Below are 21,794 nucleotides of genomic sequence, written 5' to 3' on the forward strand. Positions count from 1 at the left end.
GCGGCTGTCAGCGGCCGTCAGCAGCGGAAGACCTGAAGCGCCGCCGGGGCGTGGGCTCTGGAGCTTCTCGGGGCGTGCGGGTGCGGGGCGCCGGTCACGCCCGGGGTCCGCGCGTCGGCGGACTGCCGGGATATCGGTGCGCGATCCGCCGGCCATCCGTGGCCGGAGCCGCGCTGCCGGTCGCGCAGATGCTGGGTGGACGCGGCGTCCTGGGTGCCGCCACCGTCGCGCAGGGTGCTGGGCTTGTGGCGCACGGGATGCGCGGACAGCACGGTTCCGGAAGTGGCCTTGGCCTTCGCATGGCTCAGCGTGTGCGCGGCTGCGAAGGGGCCCGTGAGGGCGAAGAACTTGAGGGCGAGCAGGGTGACGGCAAGCAGGGCGAGCCGGGTGCGGGTCGTCGTACCTCGGAACATGCGCCCCCCTCCGGGAAGTCCACGCCTCTCGCTTGGACCAAACATTGGTCAATGGTTGGTCAAGAAACAGATTAACCCTGCAAAGTCCTTTGCAGGGTTAACGGAGGGTTACGTGCCGAAGGAAGCGTGGAAAGCGCTGTCGGGTGGCGTGAACTAGTCGCTGTGCCGGTTGTCGTGCACGAGCCCCTTGGCGTCCCGGGCCAGCGCGGTGAGCCGGGAGATCGCGCGGAAGTACTTCTTCCGGTAGCCGCCCTTCAGCATCTCCTCGCTGAACAGCCGGTCGAAGGGCAGCCCCGAGGCCAGCACCGGGACCTCGCGGTCGTAGAGCCGGTCGGCGAGCACCACCAGGCGCAGCGCGGTCGACTGGTCCGGCACCGGCCGCACATCGGTGAGGCACACCGCCTTGAGGCCGTCGGTCAGCGCGCCGTACCGGCTCGGGTGCACCCGGGCGAGGTGCTCCAGCAGATGCGGGAAGTGGTCCAGCGAGGCGCCCTCGGTGGCGTACGCCGCCTTCGTCACCTCTTCGTCGGTGAACGGCGACGGCGCCTCGGGCAGACCGCGGTGGCGGTAGTCCTCGCCGTCGATGCGCAGGCTGCGGAAGTGCGCCGACAGGCCCTGTATCTCGCGCAGGAAGTCGGCGGCCGCGAACCGGCCCTCGCCCAGCTTCCCGGGCAGCGTGTTGGAGGTCGCGGCCAGCGCCACACCCGCCTCGACCAGCTTGCCCAGCAGCGTCGAGACGAGCACCGTGTCGCCCGGGTCGTCCAGCTCGAACTCGTCGATGCACAGCAGGCGGTGGCCGGACAGGGTCCGTACCGTCTGCTGGAAGCCGAGCGCGCCCACCAGGTTGGTCAGCTCCACGAAGGTGCCGAACGCCTTCAGCGCGGGCTCGGCCGGGGTGGCGTGCCACAGGGACGCGAGCAGATGGGTCTTGCCGACGCCGTAGCCGCCGTCCAGATACATCCCGCGCGGACCCGCCGGGGCCTTGGCCGCCTTCCCGCGGCCGAAACCGAAGAACCCGCGGCGCCCGGCGCCGGAGGCGTGCGCCCCGCCGAGCCCGGCCGCGAAGCCCTCGAGCACGCCGACCGCCTCGGTCTGGCTGGGCTGCTTCGGGTCCGGGATGTACGTCGAGAAGCGCACCGAGTCGAAGCGCGGCGGCGGCACCATCTCGGCGACCAGCCGGTCCGCGGGCACGTGCGGCTCACGCTCGCACAGGGAGAAGGGGCCCGCGTCGGTCAGCGGGGCGGAACCGGGGGCGGTGGTGGAGGACGACACGGTTATCCATGCTAAGCGCCGTGTCAGACTGCACGGCATGCGACGCCTGTTCCCTGTGACCGACGAAACAGCAGCCCAGACCGCCGGTACGGCCCCTGGCGCCGAGGGCGCCGGAGGTGCGTCGGACGCCGGGACGCTCGCGGACCGTGAGTGGAGCCTCGCCGAGCTGGCCGCCGCGTACGCCTACCCGGCGCCGGCCCAGGGCGCCCCGCGGCCGTGGCTGCGGGCCAACATGGTCTCCACGCTCGACGGCGCCGCCCAGCACGAGGGCCGCTCCCAGCCCATCTCCAGCGCCGCCGACATGCGGATCTTCGGCACGCTGCGGGCGCTCGCGGACGTCATCGTGGTCGGCGCGGAGACGGTGCGGATGGAGGGCTACCGCCCGGCCCGCGCGCGGGCCGAGTTCGCCGGGGCCCGCAAGGCCGCCGGACAGGCCCCGGCCGCGGCCGTCGCGGTGGTCACCGCCAGCCTGGACCTGGACTACTCGCTGCCCCTGTTCACCTCGCCCACGGTGCCCACGCTGATCCTCACCGGTGCCGCGGCCGCCCCCGACCGGGTCGCCGCCGCCGAGCGGGCCGGCGCCCGGGTCGTGATCGCCGGCGAAGGCATGGGCGTCGACCCGGCGCGGGCCGTCGAGGCCCTCGCCGGGCTCGGTCACACCCGGCTGCTCACCGAGGGCGGTCCGCGGCTGCTCGGCCAGCTGGTCGCCGCGGAGGTGCTGGACGAGCTGTGTCTGACCGTCTCGCCGATGCTGACCGCCGGTGACGCCCAGCGGATCGCCGGGGGGCCGTCGGTCACCGTGCCGCGCCGGTTCTCGCTCGCGTCCCTGCTGGAAGAGGACGGATTTCTGTTCGGTCGTTACCAGCGGTCCTGAATTCAGCGGAATCTACCGTTCCGGTTAGCTCCCGGCGGGCAGACTTAGTCCGGCAGTACCCGTGCGATCACGGGGAAGGATGGTTTCCGCAAGGGCCTTGTCCGGGCCCCAAAGGAGAAGAGGCGCCTGGTGTTCACAAGCGTTCTGATGATCGAGAAGGCCCTGACGTCCGCCGACGTGGAGTTCGTCACCACCCTGCACGGAGAGGAGCCGGTGACCTTCCATGTGCTGCTCCAGCCGCGCGGAGACCAGGCGGACCGGCTGCTGCGGGCCATCGACGACATCGCGCTGGGCGAACTCGACGAGGCCGTCCGCGAAGGAGAGACGCCGGAGGGGGAGGAGGCGCTCAGCGTCGGCCGGCGGGCGCTGGAGGTCTCCCTGGCGGCCCTGCGGGCGGCCGGCAGCGAGGCGCACGGCTCGCTGGTCGAGGACCACCCGCTGGACGCGCTGAAGGACCTGGTGGCCTCGGTCTCCGCCGACGAGGTGATCGTGCTGACGGACCCGCACTACGTGGAGGAGTTCTTCCACCGCGACTGGGCCTCCCGGGCCCGGCACAAGGTGGGGGTACCGGTCCTGAAGCTGTTCTCGCACAGCAAGGCCTAGCCGACGCCCGCGCGGAGCCGGTCGGCCCTCGCTGCGCGGGGCCCGGTGCCGCAGCGCATAGGCTAGGGCCCGCTCTAGTCACGTACCGCCCCTGGGGAGAAACGCATGGCACCCGGCCTTCCTACCGCCATGGACCGACCGCACTTCATCGGCATCGGCGGCGCCGGAATGTCGGGCATCGCCAAGATCCTCGCGCAGCGCGGGGCCAAGGTCGCCGGCAGCGACGCCAAGGAGTCGGCGACCGCCGAGGCGCTGCGCTCGTTCGGCGTGACCGTGCACATCGGGCACGCCGCCGAGCACCTCGCCGACGACGCGAGCTGTGTCGTCGTGTCGTCGGCGATCCGCAAGGACAACCCCGAGCTGGCCCGCGCCGCCGAGCTGGAGATCCCCACCGTGCACCGCTCCGACGCACTCGCCGCCCTGATGGACGGGCTGCGCCCGATCGCCGTGGCGGGCACGCACGGCAAGACCACGACCACCTCGATGCTGGCCGTCTCGCTCACCGAGCTGGGGCTGGAGCCGTCGTACGCCATCGGCGGCGACCTGGACGCCCCCGGCTCCAACGCGCTGCACGGCACGGGCGACATCTTCGTCGCCGAGGCCGACGAGTCGGACCGCAGCTTCCACCGGTACGCCCCCGAGGTCGCCATCGTCCTCAACGTCGAGCTGGACCACCACGCCAACTACGCCTCGATGGACGAGATCTACGAGTCCTTCGAGACCTTCGCCGGAAAGATCGTGCCCGGCGGCACGCTGGTGATCTCCGCCGACCACGAGGGCGCGCGCGAACTGACCCGGCGGCTGGCCGGCTCCGTGCGGACCGTGACCTACGGCGAGGCCGAGGACGCCGACGTACGCGTGCTGTCGATCGTCCCGCAGGGCCTGAAGAGCCAGGTCACCGCCGTCCTCGACGGGCAGGAGCTGACCTTCGCCGTCTCCGTGCCCGGCCGGCACTACGCGCTCAACGCCGTCGCCGCGCTCGCCGCCGGTGCCGCCCTCGGCATCCCGGCCGCCGAGCTGGCGCCCGCGCTGGCCGCCTACACCGGGGTCAAGCGGCGCCTCCAGCTCAAGGGCGAGGCGTCCGGGGTGCAGGTGATCGACTCCTACGCGCACCACCCGACCGAGATGACCGCCGACCTGGAGGCCATGCGGGCCGCCGCCGGCGACTCCCGCATCCTCGTCGTCTTCCAGCCGCACCTGTTCTCCCGCACCCAGGAGCTGGGCAAGGAGATGGGCCAGGCGCTGGCCCTCGCGGACGCCTCGGCCGTGCTCGACATCTACCCGGCCCGGGAGGACCCGATCCCGGGCGTCACCAGCGAGCTGATCATCGAGGCCGCGCGCGCGGCGGGCGCCGAGGTGACCGCCGTGTCCGACAAGGCGGAGATCCCCGAGGTGATCGCGGGAATGGCGAAGCCGGGCGATCTCGTTCTCACCATGGGCGCGGGCGACGTGACCGACCTGGGCCCGCTGATCCTGGACCGCCTGGCGCGGCAGTAAGCAGCAGTGAGGGGATAGGACCCATGTCGTACGAGGTCGAGAAGCCGGACGAGCAGTGGCGCGCGGAGCTGACTCCGGGGGAGTACGCGGTGCTGCGCCAGGCCGCCACCGAGCCGGCCTTCACCGGTGAGTACACCGACACCAGGACCGAGGGCGTGTACTCCTGCCGGGCCTGCGGTGCCGAGCTGTTCACCTCGCAGACCAAATTCGAGTCGCACTGCGGCTGGCCGTCCTTCTACGACCCGAAGGACACGGACGCCGTGGAACTGGTCGAGGACCGGTCCCACGGCATGGTCCGCACCGAGGTGCGCTGCGCCCGCTGCGGCTCCCACCTCGGACACGTCTTCGAGGGCGAGGGCTATCCGACCCCCACCGACCAGCGCTACTGCATCAACTCGATCTCGCTGCGGCTGACCCCGGACCAGGCCTGAGGCTCGGCCGTCGGCGCCGAGCAGCGGCTGGACCGGCCTGTCCTGCTTGTTCTGGTTTGAGACGCTGTGAGGGTGTTGGGTGTGCCGCGTTGGATCCGGTCCCGCCGCCGGCCCGTGGCCGTCGGCCTGCGCCACCGCCGCGACGGCGGTGCCGGGGAGCCCTGCGCGGACACGCAGCCCGCCGCCGTGCCGACGGGCACGCTGCGCACGGCCCTGGCCGCGATCGGGACCACCCTCGACGAGGCCACGACCTGCACGGAGCTGACCCGGGCCGCCGTACGGCTGACCGGTGGGGCCGCCGCCGTACTGCTCCGCCACGGGCGGACCCTCTCCGGGTACACGGCGATCACCGGGGACACCGACCTGCTGCCCGACGCCCGCTGGGCCACCGCCGTGGCCCGGCAGACGGCCGTACCGGTGCTGGACACGCCGGCACGGACCTGGCTGGAGCAGCCCGCCGGCACCCAACGCCGGACCGCGCTCTGTGCGCCGCTGACCAGCGGCGACGACACGTACGGCGTCCTGGTGTGGGCGAGCGCCGGGCGGCCGCCCGGCGACGCGGAGGGCGAGCTGCTCGCCCTGCTCGCCGAACGCGCCGCCTCCCACCTGAGGCACGCCCGCGCTCACGAGCGGGTCAGCCGCACCGCCGTGGACCTGCAACGCGCCCTGCTCGCCGAGCCCGGCCGGCCGCACCCCAACCTGGACGTCGCCACCCGCTACCTCCCGGCCGGCCGGCGCGCCCTGGTCGGCGGCGACTGGTGCGAGACGGTACGGCTGCACTTCGGCCGGACCCTGCTGGTCGTCGGCGATGTCATGGGGCACGGGCTGGAGGCCGCCGTCGACATGAACGCCTACCGTTCCTCGCTGCGCGCCATCGCCTCCGCCGACCTCCCGCCGCACCGGGTGCTGCGGCAGATGGACGACCTCGCCGCCGGTGAGGCCGAGCACCGGCCCGCGACCTGTCTGCTCGTCCGGGTGGACCCCGCCCGGGGCCAGCTGACGCTGGCCAGCGCCGGTCACCTGCCGCCCCTGCTGATCAACCGGGACGGCGCCGCCACCCTGCTGCCGGTGCCGGTCGGACCGCCGCTGGGCACCGGGCTCGGCGGGTACGACGTCACCACCCACACCCTGGAGCCCGGGCAGACGCTGGTGCTGTTCACCGACGGGCTCGTGGAACGCCGCGGCGAGGACATCGACGACTCCCTCGCCCGGCTGGCCGCCCTCCGCTTCGCCCCCGACGCCGGTCTCGACGCCATCCTCGACACCGTCCTCGGCCACCTGGACGCCCGGAACGCCGAGGACGACGTGGCCGTCCTCGGCGCCCGCCCGCAACCCCGCCGCACCACCCGCCCGGAAACCGGCAGGGCCCCCACCTCACCCGATCGTGGTCACCCCGCGGTCTAGACTCGACCCGCATCAGTCCAGGACCGGTCAGACCCGAAGGGTACGCGGCGCTTTGATACGGATAGACGCAGTCACCAAGCGGTACCCGGACGGCACGGTCGCGGTCGACCGGTTGTCGCTGGACATACCGGATCGCGCGATCACCGTCCTCGTCGGCCCCTCCGGCTGCGGCAAGACGACCACGCTGCGGATGATCAACCGGATGGTCGAGCCCACCGAGGGCAGCATCCTCCTCGACGGCACCGACATCCGCCGGCAGCCGGTCAACACCCTTCGCCGCTCGATGGGTTACGTCATCCAGCACGCCGGACTCTTCCCGCACCGCACCGTCCTCGACAACATCGCCACCGTGCCCCGGCTGCTCGGCGAGCGCAGGCGGCAGGCCCGGGACCGGGCCGCGGAGCTGATGGCGCGGGTCGGCCTCGACACCTCGCTCGCCCGGCGCTACCCCTACCAGCTCTCCGGCGGCCAGCAGCAGCGGGTCGGCGTGGCCCGCGCGCTCGCCGCCGACCCGCCGGTGCTTCTGATGGACGAGCCGTTCTCCGCCGTCGACCCCGTGGTCCGCAAGCAGCTCCAGGACGAACTCCTGCGCATTCAGGAGGAGTTGGGCAAGACCATCGTCTTCGTCACCCACGACATCGACGAGGCGGTCAAGCTGGGCACGATGGTCGCCGTACTGCGCACCGGCGGCCGGCTCGCCCAGTTCGCCTCGCCCGCAGACCTGCTCAGCGCGCCCGCCGACCCCTTCGTGGAGGACTTCCTCGGCGCCGACCGGGGCATCCGCCGGCTGTCCTTCTTCTCCTCGGCGGGGCTCGGCCTGCGGACCGCGCCGCTCGTCCCCGCCGACGCCGGGCCCGAGCAGCTCGCCTCCCGCGCCGACGCCCCCTGTCTGCTGGTCACCGACGAGGACGGCCGGCCACTCGGCTGGCACCAGGGCGACGGCCCCGTCGACCGGCACCAACTCCTGCCGTACGGAAGGCCGTTCGTGCCCGGCGTCGACTCGCTGCGCACGGCGCTCGACGGCGCCGTCCTCTCCCCGACCGGCTGGGCCGTCGCCGTGGACGGCGAGGGACGCGCCGTCGGTGTGGTCTCCCAGCAGGACATCGGCGAGGCCATCCGCGCCGCCCACCGCCAAGCGACCGCGGACAGCGACGCGGGGGCCGTACGATGAACGGCTTCTTCGACCTCCCCAGCGACCTCCAGCACAGCTACGCCGGCCTCGTCGGACTGCATCTGCGCGAGGCCCTGCTGCCGGTGCTGGCCGGGCTGCTCGTCTCGCTGCCCGTCGCCCAGCTGTGCGTGCGGCTGCGCTGGCTCTACCCGCCCGTCCTCGGCGTCACCACCGTCCTGTACGCCATCCCGTCGCTGGCCCTCTTCGTCGTCCTCATCGACTACTTCGGGCAGAGCGAGACCACGGTGATGATCCCGCTCGCGCTGTACAGCCTGGTGGTGCTGGTCCCGGCCATCGTGGACGGCGTCCGCTCGGTGCCGCCGCAGACCCTGGACGCCGCCCGCGCCATGGGCTTCGGCCCGGTACGCCGCTATCTCCAGGTGCAGCTGCCCATCGCCGTACCCGCGATCATCGCCGGCCTCAGGGTGGCCACCGTGTCGAGCATCTCCCTGGTCAGCGTCGGCATGCTCATCGGGAACCAGGGCGCGCTCGGCAATCTGCTCTACGACGCCATGACCTACCACCGGCCCGCCCTGGCCGTGAACGCGGTCGTGACCATCGGAGTGCTCGGCGCCCTCGCCGACGGCGCGCTGGTCCTGCTCCGGATGCTGCTGACGCCCTGGATGGCACGCTCGGGGGCCGCCCGGTGAACGTCCTCGACTTCGCCCGCGCCTTCTTCACCGACAGCACCCACTGGCACGGCTACGACGGGATCCCCACCCGGTTCGCCGAGCACCTCGCCTTCGCGGGGGAGGCCCTGCTGATCGCCGCCCTGATCGGCCTGCCGGTCGGCCTGGTCACCGGGCACTACGGCCGCGGCGGCACCGCGCTGTCCCTGATCGCCACCGCCGGCCGGGCGCTGCCCAGCTTCGGCCTGCTGGTACTGATGTTCATCTGGATCGGCTTCGGTCTGCTCCCGGTGATGATCCCGCTGGTGGTGCTCGCCGTACCGCCGATCCTCGTCACCACCTACGAGGCGGTCCGCTCCGTCGACCCGTCCCCGGTGGACGCGGCGCGGGGCATGGGCATGTCCGAGGCACGGGTGCTGTTCCAGGTGGAGGTGCCGGTCGCGCTGCCGCTGATCCTGAGCGGTCTGCGCAACGCGGCGGTGCAGATCATCTCCACCGCCACCATCGCCGCGTACGTCAGCCTCGGCGGCCTCGGCCGGTACATCATCGACGGGCTCTACCAGAAGAGCTACGAGAAGGTCGTCGGCGGCGCCACCCTGGTCGCCGGGCTCGCCCTCGTCACCCTCGGGGTCTTCTGGGCGGTGGCCCGGCTGACGGTGTCGCCGGGCGTGCGCCGCGGCCGCTGAGCCGCGCGGGCGCTCAGTGGCCGGGGTCGGCGGCGCTGATGTCGGCCAGCGCGGAGTGCGGGTCCTCGACCGTGGCCAGGTCGCCGATGCTCACCATGCCGACCGGGCAGCCGCCGCGCTCCACGACGGGCAGCCGGCGCACGGCGTGCCGGCTCATCAGCTCCATGGCGTGGTCGGTGGTGTCCTCCGGCGACACCGTCACCACCGGCGGCTTGCTGCACACCTGGCCGACCGGGGTGGTGTGCGGGTCCCGGCCCTCGGCGAGCGCCCGCACCACGATGTCCCGGTCGGTGAGCACGCCGAACAGATCGCAGTCGTAGGCCACCAGAACGTCACCGACGTCGTGCTCCCGCATCACCAGCGCCGCGCGCTCCACGGTGGTCATCGGCTCCACCGCCACCGCACCGCACGACATCACGTCTCGAATCCGCCGGCTCATCGGTACCTCCTGGGCAGGGAAGAGAGCAGGGACAGGGGCAGGCCGGACCGCCGGGCGGTCCGCGACACCGGGTAGCCACCGGCGGCGGGACGAAACGGCGGGGCCGACCACGTGGGTGGGCTGTCCGCGCGGCTGGGCCGGCAGGGCGGGTGGGCCGGTCGCGCGGGTGGGCCGGGCGGCGCCGGGTACCCGGAGCGCGCCGGCCGCAGGGACCGGCGTACCGCGAGGCCCAGGGAGGCGGTCATGGTGCAGCACGTCCGGGAGATCATGACGCCGGACCCGGCGACGGTGACGGAGCGGACGCCGCTCACCGAGGTGGCGCGGCTGATGCGGGAGCGGGACATCGGGGACGTCGTCGTCGCCGAGTCGGGCCATGTCCTCGGCCTGGTGACCGACCGCGATCTGGTGGTCCGGGCCGTCGCCGAGCACCGCGACCCCGCGACCACGGCGGCCGGCGACGTGTGCAGCGGCGATCTGTACACCTGCTCGCCGGAGGACCCGGTCGAGGACGCGATCCGGCTGATGCGCGAACACGCCGTACGACGGCTGCCCGTGCTGGAGGACGACCGGCTGGTCGGCACCCTCAGCCTGGGCGACCTGGCCCTGGTCCGGGACCCGGACTCGGTCCTCGCCCACATCAGCGAGGCCCCGCCGAACGCCTGAGCACCTGATCGTAACGCCAGGTAAATTGATGATCCGACGCCCTTGACTGACCGAGAACGACCTGGGTTGGATCGGCGGGTGACTTCAACAACCCAGAACAGCAGGCCCATCCGGCGGAGTCGGGGCGCGGCGGCGGTCGTCCTCGCGGCGGCGACAGCCCTGCTGACGGGCTGTTCCTCCCACAACGGCAGCTCCCGCGACCCCCTGTCGGACGGCGGCGGCAAGGCGAGCGCCGGCACGGTCGTCGTCGGCTCCAACAACTTCCCCGAGAGCACCCTGCTCGCCGACCTCTACGGAGAGGCGCTCAAGGCCAAGGGGATCAAGGTCACCTACAAGCCCAACATCGGCAGCCGTGAGACCACCTACGGTCTGCTCAAGAACGGCTCGGTGCAGGTGCTGCCGGAGTACAACGGCGCACTGCTCGCCTACCTGGACCCCAAGGCCGCGCCGAAGACCACCGCGGCCACCACCTCGGCCATCGAGGCGAAGCTGGACGCGGGGCTCACCCTGCTGGAGCCGTCCGCCGCGCAGAACAAGGACTCGGTGACGGTCAACGCGGCCACCGCGCGGAAGTACGGCCTCACCGGGAAGTCCTCCATCGCCGATCTGAAGCCCCTGGCGAAGGACCTGGTCATCGGCGCCTCGCCGGAGTTCCAGGCCCGGCGGCAGGGCCTGGTCGGCCTGAAGTCGGTCTACGGTCTGGAGTTCAGGTCCTTCCGGGCGCTGGACGCGGGCGGCCCGCTCACCCAGGCGGCGCTGCAACGGAACACCGTGCAGGTCGCGGACATCTTCACCACCGACCCGACCATCTCCAAGGAGAAGTTCGTCGTCCTCCAGGACCCGCAGAACCTCTTCGGCTTCGAGAACATCCAGCCGCTCGTGCGCAAGGGCGCGCTGCCGAAGAAGGGCGTGGACGCGCTCAACGCGGTCTCGGCCAAGCTGGACACCGCGACCCTGCGGGACCTGGACACCCAGGTCCAGGCCCAGAAGAAGGACCCGCTGGACGTGGCCCGGGCGTGGCTGGGCTCCGCCGGCCTCGGCTGAACCACCCGTCACCGGGGGCCGGGGGCCGGCGGTCGCGCGCGCGTGAGGGGGGCAGCCCCCTCACGCGCCCTCGGCCTGTGCCGTCTGTGCCGCCTGCGCCGCGGCCCGGGCCCGCCTGCGGCGTTCCCGGCGGCCGACGCGCGGTTCCTGGTCGGGCAGCCAGCCGAAGGCGAGGCAGCTGCCGGTCGCGCCCAGCAGCAGGCCGATGAAGAAGCCGCCCAGGTTGGAGGTGAGCCAGGTGCCCAGGGACAGCAGGATGCCGGTGACGGAGTAGAAGAGCCGCTGTGCGGGGTTGAAGAGGATCAGCAGACCCAGCAGCAGCATCAGGGCGGGCAGCAGATAGCCGGCCAGACCCTGCATCCCGATGTGCATGACGACCTTCAGCGAGGCCTTCTCGGTCAGCAGGATCTCCCCGCCGCCCAGGGCGAGCAGCAGCCCGCCCCAGAACGGCCGGCGGGCCCGCCAGCCGCGGAAGGCGAGCCGCGCTCCCCGGCGTGGACGCTCCGGCACGGTGCTCAGCAACCCGAGTCGCTGAAGCGGAGCTTGAGGCCCGGCAGCTTGAACACACCGGCGGTCGTGGCGTAGTTCGTCTGGCGCAGATTGCCGATGTGCACGGTGTCGGCCTGCTGGCTGAACACGCCGATCGGGCCCTTCTTGCCGGCCTTGGTCAGCGTGCTGGCGTCGTTGCCGATCTCGATGTTGTTGAACTCCGCGTTGCCCGACAACTCGGTGGAGTCGGTGGTGAGATCGCTCGCCTGCACCTTCTGCGCGCCGCTGCCCGCGGTGATCAGCAGATTGGTGCCGCCGAGGTCGACGCTCTGGCACAGGTGGTCCAGCGTGGCGTTCCTGATCGCCGAGGTGACGATGAGCACCTGGCCGCCGGAGTCCCCGGCGTTCGGGCTGCCGTCCGCCATGTTGTCCAGCCCGCCGAACTGCTCGAACCCGGTGCCGTTCAGCTCGGTGGCGGTGACGGTGAACGGCATGCCGGAGATCGCGAACTGCACACCGAGCGCGCCCTGCGCGGTGAGCACCGCGAGACCGGCGGCGATCAGGGTGGCGGGCACCGCCATCACCGCGGCCCTGCGGGCCCGGACCCGCCCCCGTCTTTCGCCGCCCGCGGCGGTTCCGGCGGCGCTCGGGCGTGCGGACGGGGAACCGCTTTCCGGGTTCTCGGGGGTGTTGCCGGTGGACGGGACGTCCGGGGACGAGGCCATGTCTGCTCCCATGGGCATGGATCGAGTGGATCGGATGCGGGTTGGGCTCCAGTGGCGCGTGTCCTGGCGCGGACAGCGGCCGCCGCGGACGCCTCCTCGCACTCCCGGCGGGTGCAAGGGCTTTCTCGTTACGCGGCGGTAGCTTCCAGGAAGTTACCGCCGGTTACTTCGGGGGGTCAAGGGAGATGTGAAAAAACGGTGTCGGACATGCGTGCACCGCTTTCCGTCCCCATCAACTGCCTTTTTCAGCCTTGACGTTGATGGTTCATCAGGTCTACAACTTCCGGTGTTTCCACGGATCCGTGGCGCCGGATCCACCGAGTTGCAGCAGGGGCGGCGGCAAGGCCGCGAGCCCCGCTTCCCGGCACGCACGGCAACCGCTTCCGCCCGTACGGCGATTCGGCGACCGCTCATCCCGACGGCCGCCGCGTTCGCCGGCTCACCTCCGGCATGACTTCGGCACGCCTTCGGCACGGTCGCTTCTCCTCCTTCTCCGTGCCCGGCCCTGCCCTGTCCGGGTGCGGCCGCAGGTCAACCCCCCGCCTCCGGCCGCATCCGCACGCCCACCCCCCACCTCACCCCACCCGTCCCCCCACTCCTGGAAAGAGGCACCCGCATGCGCACACGTACCCTCCTCGCCCTCGCCGGTACGGCCACCGCGCTCGCCCTCGCGACGGCCGGTCCCGCCTCCGCCGACGGCAGCGCCGTCCTCACCACCGGCGGCGCCGGCGGCGCCGGCGGCACCGCGGCCGCCGTGGGCGACACCCTCACCGCGCCCCTCGCCTCCGGCACCTCCGCCACCCTCTACTCCAGTGCGACCGGCACCAGCGGGGTCAGCTGCAAGTCCTCGCAGTTCACCGCCAAGGTCACCGGCAACCCCACCGCGCCCGGCACGGCCACCGAGTCGGTCGTCGCGCACACCTTCGACAGCAGCAGCTGCACCAGCAACGTCGCCGGTGTGCTCGGCGTCAGCGGCATCACCGTCAACAACCTGCCCTACTCGGCGACGGTCGCCTCCGACGGCACCCTCACCGTCTCGCCCGCCAGCGGCTCCACCATCCAGACCACGGTCAAGCTGACCACCCTGCTGGGCACCGTCACCTGCGTCTACCAGGCCCCCGCCCTGACCGGAAAGGCCGACAACACCGACAACAGCATCGCCTTCACCAACCAGCAGTTCACCAAGGTGTCCGGATCCTCGCTCTGCTTCTCCAGCGGCTACTTCACCGCCAAGTACGCCCCCGTCACCGACAACGGAGCCAGGGTCTTCGTCAACTGACCCCGGGCCCGGTCGGCTTCGAGGCCGGCACCGAGGATCCCGAGCCGCCGTGCGTGGCCTCCGTCACGGAGTGCCGTCGCCGGCGGCTCTTCTCGTGTGCGGAGTTCCCCGTGACACCCGCCCTGTCGCACGGCTTTCCGGTCCCGGGGCCGGTCACAGACCGAATCGGCTGTTTTGCTCCCGCGTGCGGCCCCGTTGAGGAGCCGGCCGTCGGCCTCGTATCGTGGCGATCAATCCGGGGATTCCCGCTGGCATTCGGTGAGTTATCGTGTGCAAGGGGCTAAAACAAACCGCATGTCCTGTTCGTCCGAGCCGCGAGGAGGGGTCCACCGATGGCGAGGCAGTTACGCGCTGAGCAGACCCGGTCGACGATCATCACGGCCGCCGCCGATCTGTTCGACCGGCACGGCTACGAGTCCACCAGTCTGAGTGACATCGTCGCACACGCGAAGGTCACCAAGGGCGCGCTGTACTTCCACTTCGCCGCCAAGGAGGACCTCGCCCACGCCATCCTGGAACTCCAGTTCAAGTCCGCGCAAGCGGTCGTGGCCGATGTCGAGAGTCGCGGCTACTCCTCGCTGGAGGCCCTCATGCGCTGCACGTTCGGCGTCGCCCGGCTCGCCGTGGAGGACCCGGTGCCGCGCGCCGGACTCCGGCTGGCCACCGCGGACGTCGCCGTACGGCCGCCGCTGCGGCACCCCTTCACCGAGGCGCTGGAGTTCGCCACCCGCAAGTTCAGCGGAGCCATCCGAGAGGCCGACGTGCACAGCGACCTGGACGTCGGCGTCGTCGCCCACTCCCTCGTCTGCTTCTTCATCGGCACCCGTGTCGCCGGACGCTCCCTCGAACCGGTGGGACGGCTTCCGCGCCGGATCGCCGAGATGTGGCACCTGCTGATCCGGAGCCTGGTCCCGGTGCACCGCCGCCCCCGCTATGTCACCCTCGCCACGCAGCTGGAGCGGGAGACCAGGACCGCCTGACCGCCGCGGTACGGTGATCGACATGCCCGACACCCCGTTCGCACCCGTGATCCTCGGCAACGAACCCGGCTCGTTCCCGCACAGCGTGCTGGCCGAGCGGCACCCCGCGATCATCCGGCAGGTGCGGGACGCCTTTCCATACGGCCCCGGGCAGCACAGGGCCCTGGACGAGCTGCTGAAGAGCTGCACCGAGGGCACGGTGGAGCCGCTGCCCGGCGACGCGCCGGACCGCGACCGGTGGCACGCCTGGGGCCTGGCCGAGCACACCGGCCGGTCCTGGTACGAGGTGCCGTGGCTGTGGGCCGAGAGCTACTTCTACCGCCGGCTGCTGGACGCCGTCGGCTGGTTCGGGCCCGGCGCCTGGCAGGGCATCGACCCCTTCCGCCCCTTCAAACGCGCGGAACTGGACGCCCCGGAGACCGACGCCGAACTGGCGGCCCTGGACGAGCTGCACGACCGGCCCGCGGCCGAGCGCGCGCACGCCCTGCTGCACGGCTCGCTCTGGGGCAACCGCGCCGACCTCGGCTTCCGGCTCTCCGCCGCGGGCGCCGAGGCCGGCGAGCCGGCGCCCGCGCTGGTCGCCGACGACAGCGACACCCTGTGGCGGCTGCTGCCGCCCGGCGGCACGGGCACCCTGGTCCTGGTCGCCGACAACGCGGGCCGCGAACTCGCCCCCGACCTGCTGCTCATCGCCCATCTGCTCGCCGAGGGCCGGGCCGCCCGCGCCGTGCTGCACGTCAAGCCGTACCCGTACTACGTCTCCGACGCCACGACCGCCGACGTGGTCGACGCCCTGCACCGGCTGCGCGCGGCGGGCGGCGCGGCCGCCGGACACGGCCGGGCGCTCTGGTCGGCGCTGGCCGACGGCCGGCTGACCGTGCGCGCGCACCCCTTCTCGTGCGCCCCCCTGCCGTACGCCGACATGCCCGACGACCTGCGCGCCGAGTTCGCCGCCGCCGCGCTCACCGTCTTCAAGGGCGACCTCAACTACCGGCGTCTGGTGGGCGACCGGTGGTGGCCGCCGACCACGTCCTTCCAGGAGGCGACCGCCTGGTTCCCCGGCCCGGTCGCGGCGCTGCGCACCCTGAAGTCCGACGTGATCACCGGCCTGACCGCCGCCACCGAGAGTGCCCTGGTGGCGGCGGAGGGACAGCGCTGGCGCACCGCGGGCACCCACGCCCTCATCCAGGTCAACGCCTCACGCGGCCCGCACCGGCAGTGACTTGAGGCCGTTGATGAAGTTCGACACCAGCCGCACCGGCGGCCCGACGAGCCGTAGCTCGGGCAGGGCGCACAGCACCTCCTCGTAGAGGATCCGCAGCTGCAACCGGGCGAAGTGGGCGCCGAGGCAGACATGCGGGCCGTCGCCGAAGGACACGTGCGGATTGGGCGAGCGGGCGAGATCCAGCCGGTCGGGGTCGGCGAACACCCGCTCGTCGCGGTTGGCCGAGGCATGGAACACCACGACCTTGTCACCCGCCCGGATCCGCCGGCCGGCCAGTTCGGTGTCCCGGGCGGCCGTCCGCCGGAAGGTCAGCACCGGCGGATGCAGCCGGAGCAACTCCTCCACCGCCGGGCTCGGTTCCGCTTTCCCGGTGCGCAGCCGCTCGTACGCCTCCGGGTGCGCGGCGAGCTGCGCCAGGCCGCCGGGGGCCGCGCTGCGCACGGTGTCGTTGCCCGCGACCGTGAGCAGGAAGAAGAACATCTCCAGGTCGGCGTCGTCGAGATCCGGGTCGTGGGCGAGAGTGGTCAGGATGTCGTCGGCGGGACACCGTCTCCGGTGCGCGGCCAGCCGGCGGGCGTAGCCGAACATGTCCGCCAGCAGCGCCGGGGAGCGGGGATTGACCGGGCGGCCCGCCGCGTCCCGCACCTGCGGCCCCGCCTCGTCCGGATCCTGGTAGCCGATGACCCGCCGGGTCCAGTGCAGCAGCAGGCCCCGGTCGCTTTCCGGCACCCCCAGCAGATCCGCCAGGTTGAGCAGCGCGTACTCGTCCGTGACGGAGCCGACCAGGTCGAGGGTGCCGTCACCCGCCCGCGCCGCCGACAGTGCCCCGGCGAGCAGACCGCGCGCCCGCTCCCGGGCGGCCTGGGCGAACCGGTCCACGCGCCCAGGGGTGAACGCCCGGCTCACCACCCTGCGCAGCCGCCCGTGGGCGGGCGGGTCCTGATTGAGCATCATGCGCCGGATGAACGGCAGATCCGCCGGCTCCGGATCCCGGATCTGCGTCGCGCCGAGGTACGACGAGAACGTCGCCGCGTCCTTGAGCACCCGGACCACGTCCGCGTGCCGGGTCACCGCCCAGAAACCCGGCCCGGCCGGCCAGCCCAGCACCTCGGGCTCCTCCTGCCAGGCCACCGGATGGTGGTCGCGCAGCACGCGGTAGTCGTCGTAGGGCACCCCGGCCGCATAGCGGCGCGGGTCGAAGACGTCGGGGACCGGCGGCGTCGCGCGCACGCTCACGCCGGTGCGTCCCCGTCCGCGCGCAGGAAGTCCTCGACCGTGCGGACCAGCTCCAGCGGGGTCTCGTCCATGGCGTAGTGCCCGGCCCCCGGCAGGCTGACGAGCCGCGCCCGCGGATACCAGGCCATCCAGGTCTGCGTCATGACCTCGGCCGACAGTGCCGGATCCAGCTCGCCCGCGACCGCCAGCGCCGGCACCTCGCTGCCCTTGACCTCCGTGTGGAAGTCCTCGCCCGCCCAGGAGTCCAGCCAGGTCCGGAACGCCGTGGCGTCGCTGCGTTCCAGCGAGCGCGCGGTCATCCGGTCCAGCCAGGCGGCCGGACGGCGGCCCCCGGTGGTGATGTCGATGATCGCCCTGCGGTTCTCCGCCTTGTGCGCCGCCTCCGTGAACAGGGCGCCCTGCTCGCCGTCCAGCGGCATGCCCGAGGCGGGCACGGGGGAGACCCCGACGATCCGGCGCAGCCGGTGCGGGGCGAGCGCCAGCAGCCGCTGCGCGACCGCGCCGCCCATGGAGTGCCCGATCACCGAGAACCGCGCCCAGCCGAGCCGGTCGGCCAGCACCAGCAGATCCCCGGCCGCCTCGGCGGTCGTGTACGCGCCACCGGCGTCGCGGGCCTCGCCGTAGCCGCGCAGATCCACCAGCGCGTAAGCGAAGGCCGTACGGTCCAGGTCCGGCAGGACGGCCGCGTAGGCGGACCGGTCGGCGAACCAGCCGTGCACCGCGAACACCTTGTGGGCGCCGTCGCCGTGCACCTCATGAGGCAGTACGAAGGAGGTCATGGGCCTACCGTGACGTCCCCGCACGGCCGCGGCAAGGGCACCGGCACAACGCGCCGCCCGGCGCCCCCGTGCACACCGGCGCGCGGGAACATCCGTGTTTCGACGACACTTCACGCGATGGTGTGATCATGTGTCTCCCGGTGGATGGGCCATGGAGGGCCCGGGTAGGGCCCCGGCCATGACGCAGCCGTTCGAACTCCCGCACTTCTACATGCCGTATCCCGCGCGGCTCAACCCGCACCTCGACGAGGCCCGTGCCCACTCGACCGAGTGGGCACGCGAGATGGGCATGCTGGAGGGCTCCGGAATCTGGGACCAGGCCGACCTGGAGGCGCACGACTACGGGCTCCTGTGCGCCTACACCCACCCCGACTGCGACGGACCCGCCCTCTCGCTGATCACCGACTGGTATGTGTGGGTGTTCTTCTTCGACGACCACTTCCTTGACATGTTCAAGCGCACCCAGGACCGCGCCGCGGGCAAGGCCCACCTGGACCGCCTGCCGCTGTTCATGCCGCTCGACCTCGCGACCGAGGTGCCCGAGCCCGCGAACCCGGTCGAGGCGGGCCTGAAGGACCTGTGGGAGCGCACCGTGCCCTCGATGTCGGCGGCCTGGCGCCGCCGCTTCGCCGTCGCCACCGAGCACCTGCTCAACGAGTCGATGTGGGAGCTGTCCAACATCAACGAGGGGCGGATCGCCAACCCCGTCGAGTACATCGAGATGCGCCGCAAGGTGGGCGGCGCGCCCTGGTCGGCGGGGCTCGTGGAGTACGCGACCGCCGAGGTGCCCGCGGCGGTCGCCGGGACCCGGCCGCTGCGCGTGCTGATGGAGACCTTCTCCGACGCCGTCCATCTGCGCAACGACCTGTTCTCCTACCAGCGCGAGGTCGAGGACGAGGGCGAGAACAGCAACGGCGTCCTCGTGCTGGAGAAGTTCTTCGGCTGCACCACCCAGGAGGCCGCCGACACCGTCAACGACATCCTCACCTCCCGGCTGCACCAGTTCGAGCACACCGCGCTCACCGAAGTCCCCGCCGTCGCCCTGGAGAAGGGCCTCACCCCCGTCGACGTCGCCGCGGTCGCCGCCTACACCAAGGGGCTCCAGGACTGGCAGTCCGGCGGCCACGAGTGGCACATGCGCTCCAGCCGCTACATGAACAAGGGCGCGCGCTCCCGGTCGCCGTGGCAGCTCCCGAGCGGGCCCGGCACCTCCGCGGCCGACATCGGCGCACTGCTCGCCTCGGCCGCCCAGGAACGCCTGCGCGCCTACGCGCACGTGCCGTACCAGAAGGTCGGCCCGTCCGTGCTGCCCGAGTTCCGCATGCCGTACCCGCTCCAGCTGAGCGCGCACCTGGACAGCGCCCGGACCAACCTCGTCACCTGGTCGCACCGCATGGGCATCCTCCAGGAAGGCGTCTGGGACGAGGACAAGCTCGCCGCCTACGACCTCGCCCTGTGCTCCGCCGGCCTGGACCCGGACGCCACCCCCGAGGCCCTCGACCTCAGCGCCCAGTGGCTCGCCTGGGGCACCTACGGCGACGACTACTACCCGCTCGTCTACGGCCACCGCCGGGACCTGGCTGCTGCCCGGCTGACCACGGCCCGGCTCTCCGCGTGCATGCCCGTCGAGGGCGAGCCGGCCCTGGTGCCCGCCAACGCCATGGAGCGCGGGCTGATCGACCTGTGGACCCGCACGACGGCCACCATGACCGCCGAGCAGCGGCGCACCATCAAGGCGTCCGTGGACACGATGACCGAGAGCTGGGTCTGGGAGCTGTCCAACCAGATGCAGAACCGCGTCCCCGACCCGGTCGACTACCTGGAGATGCGCCGCTCCACCTTCGGCTCCGACCTCACCCTGAGCCTGTGCCGGATGGGCCAGGGCCCCGCCATCCCGCCGGAGGTCTACCGCAGCGGCCCGGTGCGCTCCCTGGAGAACGCCGCCATCGACTACGCGTGCCTCCTCAACGACATCTTCTCGTACCAGAAGGAGATCGAGTACGAGGGCGAGATGCACAACGCCGTCCTCGTCGTACAGAACTTCTTCGGCATGGACTATCCCACCGCGCTCCGGGTCGTCCACGACCTGACCACCCAGCGCATGCAGCAGTTCGAGCATGTCATCGCGCACGAACTACCCGTGCTCTGCGACGACTTCGCACTGTCGAAGGAGGCGCGCGCGGCGATGGACGCCTATGTCCTGGACCTCCAGAACTGGCTGGCCGGGATTCTCAACTGGCACCGGAAGGTGGACCGCTACAAGGCCGAGTGGCTGGGCCGCCGGGCCCATGGCTTCCTGCCCGGCCACACCCCGGCACCACCCCTCCAGCTCGTCAGCTGACCTCCGCGGTCCGCCGTTCGGCCGCGGCGATGTGCTCCGCCGCCTCCGCCGCGGTCTCGTCCAGCCCCGCCCGGGCCGCCCCGCGCAGCTCGGCGCGTATCGCACCGCCGCCCGCCAAGGCCGCACGCGCCTCCGCAAGGAGGTCCGCGTCGGCCAGGGCGCGGACGAGCGCGTAGTGCTCCTGGGCGAGATAGCGGCCGAGGTTCACCTCCCGCCAGTACCCGAGCGAGTCGTCACCCGGGGCGGTGAGGATCTCCCGCAGCCGGGCCAGCGACCGCGCGGCCGGGACGAGCCGGCCCGTCGCCCGCTCCAGCCGCGCCTGGTCGTGCAGGGCCGACACCCGGTCCCAGGCGCTGTCCCGGAGCGCGGCGTACAGCCGCTGGGCGCGCAGCGCCTGGTCCAGGTCGCCGAGGTGCTCGAAGTCGAAGGCCAGGGCGGCGAGCGGGGACGGGTCGAGCGCGGTGGGGTCGCCGGGCCGGCGCAGCAGGCTCTGGTTCAGCTCGATGGCGTCCAGCCGCCGGATCAGGGCCACCCGGGCCAGTTCGGTGAGCCCCTGCGCGGCAGCCAGGTCGGTCCAGGTCGACTCCGGCTCGTCGGCCGGGTCGGTGCCGAACAGGGACGCGTCCAGCCCCTCGGCCCAGCGGCGCAGCGCGGCCCCGTCGGCGTCCGGCTCCGGTATCCCGCCGAGGCCGCACCAGGTGTCGAAGTCCGTCTCCCGCACCTCGTGCAGCAGCGGCAGGTCCGCCGGATCGCCGTGCAGGCCCACCAGGACGGCCGCGAGCCGCAGTTCGTCCGTCATGGACGACTCCGCCTCCCGGCGCAGCAGCAGCCGTAGCAGGGGCAGATCGCCGTCCGCGCGGTCGAACTGTGCGGCCCGCAGCACCAGTCGGCGCCGCACCGGATCGCCGGCCACAGCCGTGTCCCCGGCGCGCAGCCGGGCGAGTCCGGCCCGTCCCTCGGCCAGCACCCGCTCCCACAGCGGCGGACGGGGATGGCCGTCGAGCAGCTGGTAGGCCAGCCCCTCCTCGGCGTTGAGCAGCACATGCTCCGGTTCGGTGCGCAGCAGGGCCGCGTGCAGCATGCCGACCAGCTCCACCGGGGAGCGCTCCGGCAGCCCGAGCGCCGCGCGCAGCTCGGCCCGCTCGGCGTCGATGCCGTAGCACTCGCGCAGCTCCTCCTCCGTCTCCGCCACGCGCGCGAGGATCGTCTCCGCGCCGTCCGCCGGTGACAGATCGAGGTGATCCGGCCAGCCGGGCAGGCCGATGAGGATCTCCAGCGCCTCGTCCACGCTCGACCCGACGATCCCGGCGCCGCCCTCCGAGTCGGCGTACAGCACGGACCCGTCGGGGCAGCGGAAGAAGGTGCCTCCGGTGTCGTCGCCCGCGAGCACCTCCAGCGGGCCGCCCGAGGCCAGGCGGACGGGTTCGACATGGCCGCGGGCGGCCCGGTCCAGGTCGAAGCCGAAGGGGAAGGCGGCCAGTTCGGCGAGGTGCCGGTGCCGGCGCAGCTGCCGCAGAAGACGATCGCTCATGTCACAGAACGTAACAGCGCCCACTGACAACACCGCCCGGGCCGGCCTGCCCGGACCGACTGTTTCCGGACGTTCGCGTGCGG

22 protein-coding genes are annotated in these 21,794 nt (G+C 72.5%); 14 read left to right on the plus strand and 8 right to left on the minus strand.

The genetic code is table 11. The features are described from left to right. Positions 1–17: 17 nt before the first annotated feature. Positions 18–413 carry a hypothetical protein gene (locus ACWCV9_RS17080; RefSeq protein ID WP_450787465.1) on the minus strand — a complete coding sequence of 132 codons (396 nt, stop codon included), beginning with the start codon at positions 411–413 and terminating at the stop codon, positions 18–20. A 153-nt stretch (positions 414–566) separates the two neighbouring features. Beyond that, positions 567–1,685 carry a cell division protein ZapE gene (gene zapE, locus ACWCV9_RS17085; RefSeq protein ID WP_450787466.1) on the minus strand — a complete coding sequence of 373 codons (1,119 nt, stop codon included), beginning with the start codon at positions 1,683–1,685 and terminating at the stop codon, positions 567–569. A gap of 37 nt (positions 1,686–1,722) precedes the next feature. On the opposite strand from zapE, the gene ACWCV9_RS17090 reads away from it, so the two are divergent. The 8 genes from ACWCV9_RS17090 (at position 1,723) to ACWCV9_RS17125 (ending at position 8,980) form a co-directional block, all read left to right on the plus strand. Then, positions 1,723–2,559 carry a pyrimidine reductase family protein gene (locus tag ACWCV9_RS17090; protein WP_450787468.1) on the plus strand — a complete coding sequence of 279 codons (837 nt, stop codon included), beginning with the start codon at positions 1,723–1,725 and terminating at the stop codon, positions 2,557–2,559. 129 nt (positions 2,560–2,688) lie between these two features. After that, positions 2,689–3,162: an indole-3-glycerol phosphate synthase gene (locus ACWCV9_RS17095; protein WP_385840625.1), complete on the plus strand. Its 474-nt coding sequence runs from the start codon at positions 2,689–2,691 to the stop codon at positions 3,160–3,162. Positions 3,163–3,267: 105 nt separating this feature from the next. Then, on the plus strand, positions 3,268–4,659 hold the full coding sequence (murC, locus tag ACWCV9_RS17100; RefSeq protein WP_450787470.1) for a UDP-N-acetylmuramate--L-alanine ligase: 1,392 nt from the start codon (positions 3,268–3,270) through the stop codon (positions 4,657–4,659). Positions 4,660–4,682: 23 nt separating this feature from the next. Beyond that, positions 4,683–5,090: a peptide-methionine (R)-S-oxide reductase MsrB gene (gene msrB / locus ACWCV9_RS17105; protein ID WP_450787471.1), complete on the plus strand. Its 408-nt coding sequence runs from the start codon at positions 4,683–4,685 to the stop codon at positions 5,088–5,090. 81 nt (positions 5,091–5,171) lie between these two features. Further along, a complete protein-coding gene (locus ACWCV9_RS17110; RefSeq protein WP_450787473.1) occupies positions 5,172–6,494 on the plus strand; it encodes a PP2C family protein-serine/threonine phosphatase in 1,323 nt (440 codons plus the stop codon). Positions 6,495–6,546: 52 nt separating this feature from the next. Beyond that, positions 6,547–7,665, plus strand: a complete 1,119-nt coding sequence (locus ACWCV9_RS17115; RefSeq protein ID WP_450787474.1) for an ABC transporter ATP-binding protein — start codon at positions 6,547–6,549, stop codon at positions 7,663–7,665. Beyond that, on the plus strand, positions 7,662–8,315 hold the full coding sequence (locus tag ACWCV9_RS17120) for an ABC transporter permease (RefSeq protein ID WP_450787476.1): 654 nt from the start codon (positions 7,662–7,664) through the stop codon (positions 8,313–8,315). The genes ACWCV9_RS17115 and ACWCV9_RS17120 overlap by 4 nt, the downstream gene beginning before the upstream one ends. After that, complete coding sequence (locus ACWCV9_RS17125) at positions 8,312–8,980, plus strand: ABC transporter permease (RefSeq protein WP_450787477.1); 669 nt, start codon at positions 8,312–8,314, stop codon at positions 8,978–8,980. The genes ACWCV9_RS17120 and ACWCV9_RS17125 overlap by 4 nt, the downstream gene beginning before the upstream one ends. A 13-nt stretch (positions 8,981–8,993) precedes the next feature. Here ACWCV9_RS17125 and ACWCV9_RS17130 read toward each other — a convergent pair whose 3' ends face one another. Then, positions 8,994–9,419, minus strand: a complete 426-nt coding sequence (locus ACWCV9_RS17130) for a CBS domain-containing protein (RefSeq protein WP_385840634.1) — start codon at positions 9,417–9,419, stop codon at positions 8,994–8,996. A 243-nt stretch (positions 9,420–9,662) separates the two neighbouring features. Between ACWCV9_RS17130 and ACWCV9_RS17135 the strand changes: the two genes are divergently transcribed. Together ACWCV9_RS17135 and ACWCV9_RS17140 are read left to right on the plus strand one after the other, a co-directional pair. Then, a complete protein-coding gene (locus ACWCV9_RS17135; RefSeq protein ID WP_450787479.1) occupies positions 9,663–10,082 on the plus strand; it encodes a CBS domain-containing protein in 420 nt (139 codons plus the stop codon). 78 nt (positions 10,083–10,160) lie between these two features. Continuing rightward, entirely contained in the window at positions 10,161–11,126 is a 966-nt protein-coding gene (locus tag ACWCV9_RS17140) for an ABC transporter substrate-binding protein (protein ID WP_450787481.1), read from the plus strand. Positions 11,127–11,186: 60 nt separating this feature from the next. Here the strand turns inward: ACWCV9_RS17140 and ACWCV9_RS17145 are convergent, their stop codons facing one another. After that, the gene (locus ACWCV9_RS17145; protein ID WP_450787483.1) at positions 11,187–11,636 is read right to left on the minus strand and encodes a DUF6114 domain-containing protein; all 450 of its coding nucleotides are present in this window, start codon (positions 11,634–11,636) and stop codon (positions 11,187–11,189) included. A gap of 5 nt (positions 11,637–11,641) precedes the next feature. Further along, on the minus strand, positions 11,642–12,340 hold the full coding sequence (locus tag ACWCV9_RS17150; protein WP_450787695.1) for a DUF6230 family protein: 699 nt from the start codon (positions 12,338–12,340) through the stop codon (positions 11,642–11,644). A gap of 616 nt (positions 12,341–12,956) precedes the next feature. Here ACWCV9_RS17150 and ACWCV9_RS17155 point away from each other — a divergent pair. From ACWCV9_RS17155 to ACWCV9_RS17165, 3 genes are all read left to right on the plus strand, one after another. Continuing rightward, positions 12,957–13,619, plus strand: a complete 663-nt coding sequence (locus ACWCV9_RS17155) for a Tat pathway signal sequence domain protein (RefSeq protein WP_450787484.1) — start codon at positions 12,957–12,959, stop codon at positions 13,617–13,619. 332 nt (positions 13,620–13,951) lie between these two features. Beyond that, entirely contained in the window at positions 13,952–14,599 is a 648-nt protein-coding gene (locus tag ACWCV9_RS17160; RefSeq protein ID WP_385840640.1) for a ScbR family autoregulator-binding transcription factor, read from the plus strand. A gap of 22 nt (positions 14,600–14,621) precedes the next feature. Further along, the gene (locus ACWCV9_RS17165) at positions 14,622–15,821 is read left to right on the plus strand and encodes a damage-control phosphatase ARMT1 family protein (RefSeq protein WP_450787486.1); all 1,200 of its coding nucleotides are present in this window, start codon (positions 14,622–14,624) and stop codon (positions 15,819–15,821) included. Here the strand turns inward: ACWCV9_RS17165 and ACWCV9_RS17170 are convergent. Then, positions 15,798–17,060 (minus strand): cytochrome P450, encoded by a 1,263-nt coding sequence (locus tag ACWCV9_RS17170; RefSeq protein WP_450787488.1) that lies wholly within the window; start codon positions 17,058–17,060, stop codon positions 15,798–15,800. The two genes, ACWCV9_RS17165 and ACWCV9_RS17170, sit on opposite strands and share 24 nt — an antisense overlap. Then, a complete protein-coding gene (locus ACWCV9_RS17175; protein ID WP_450787490.1) occupies positions 17,057–17,839 on the minus strand; it encodes an alpha/beta hydrolase in 783 nt (260 codons plus the stop codon). Before ACWCV9_RS17175 ends, ACWCV9_RS17170 begins: the two co-directional genes overlap by 4 nt. Positions 17,840–18,017: 178 nt before the next feature. Here ACWCV9_RS17175 and cyc2 point away from each other — a divergent pair, with 178 nt between their 5' ends. Continuing rightward, complete coding sequence (gene cyc2, locus ACWCV9_RS17180; RefSeq protein ID WP_450787492.1) at positions 18,018–20,180, plus strand: germacradienol/geosmin synthase Cyc2; 2,163 nt, start codon at positions 18,018–18,020, stop codon at positions 20,178–20,180. Here the strand turns inward: cyc2 and ACWCV9_RS17185 are convergent. Next, complete coding sequence (locus tag ACWCV9_RS17185; RefSeq protein WP_450787494.1) at positions 20,173–21,711, minus strand: hypothetical protein; 1,539 nt, start codon at positions 21,709–21,711, stop codon at positions 20,173–20,175. The two genes, cyc2 and ACWCV9_RS17185, sit on opposite strands and share 8 nt — an antisense overlap. Positions 21,712–21,794 lie beyond the last annotated feature (83 nt).

It is taken from the genome of Streptomyces sp. NPDC001606 (assembly GCF_053596835.1).

Coding starts and splice junctions, on each gene's coding strand:
- ACWCV9_RS17160 (WP_385840640.1), top strand. CDS start 13,952: ATGGCGAGGCAGTTACGCGCTGAGCAGACCCGGTCGACGATCATCACG.
- ACWCV9_RS17090 (WP_450787468.1), top strand. CDS start 1,723: ATGCGACGCCTGTTCCCTGTGACCGACGAAACAGCAGCCCAGACCGCC.
- ACWCV9_RS17185 (WP_450787494.1), bottom strand. CDS start 21,711: ATGAGCGATCGTCTTCTGCGGCAGCTGCGCCGGCACCGGCACCTCGCC.
- ACWCV9_RS17155 (WP_450787484.1), top strand. CDS start 12,957: ATGCGCACACGTACCCTCCTCGCCCTCGCCGGTACGGCCACCGCGCTC.
- ACWCV9_RS17130 (WP_385840634.1), bottom strand. CDS start 9,419: ATGAGCCGGCGGATTCGAGACGTGATGTCGTGCGGTGCGGTGGCGGTG.
- ACWCV9_RS17135 (WP_450787479.1), top strand. CDS start 9,663: ATGGTGCAGCACGTCCGGGAGATCATGACGCCGGACCCGGCGACGGTG.
- ACWCV9_RS17150 (WP_450787695.1), bottom strand. CDS start 12,340: ATGGCCTCGTCCCCGGACGTCCCGTCCACCGGCAACACCCCCGAGAAC.
- msrB (WP_450787471.1), top strand. CDS start 4,683: ATGTCGTACGAGGTCGAGAAGCCGGACGAGCAGTGGCGCGCGGAGCTG.
- ACWCV9_RS17165 (WP_450787486.1), top strand. CDS start 14,622: ATGCCCGACACCCCGTTCGCACCCGTGATCCTCGGCAACGAACCCGGC.
- murC (WP_450787470.1), top strand. CDS start 3,268: ATGGCACCCGGCCTTCCTACCGCCATGGACCGACCGCACTTCATCGGC.
- ACWCV9_RS17175 (WP_450787490.1), bottom strand. CDS start 17,839: ATGACCTCCTTCGTACTGCCTCATGAGGTGCACGGCGACGGCGCCCAC.
- cyc2 (WP_450787492.1), top strand. CDS start 18,018: ATGACGCAGCCGTTCGAACTCCCGCACTTCTACATGCCGTATCCCGCG.
- ACWCV9_RS17120 (WP_450787476.1), top strand. CDS start 7,662: ATGAACGGCTTCTTCGACCTCCCCAGCGACCTCCAGCACAGCTACGCC.
- ACWCV9_RS17080 (WP_450787465.1), bottom strand. CDS start 413: ATGTTCCGAGGTACGACGACCCGCACCCGGCTCGCCCTGCTTGCCGTC.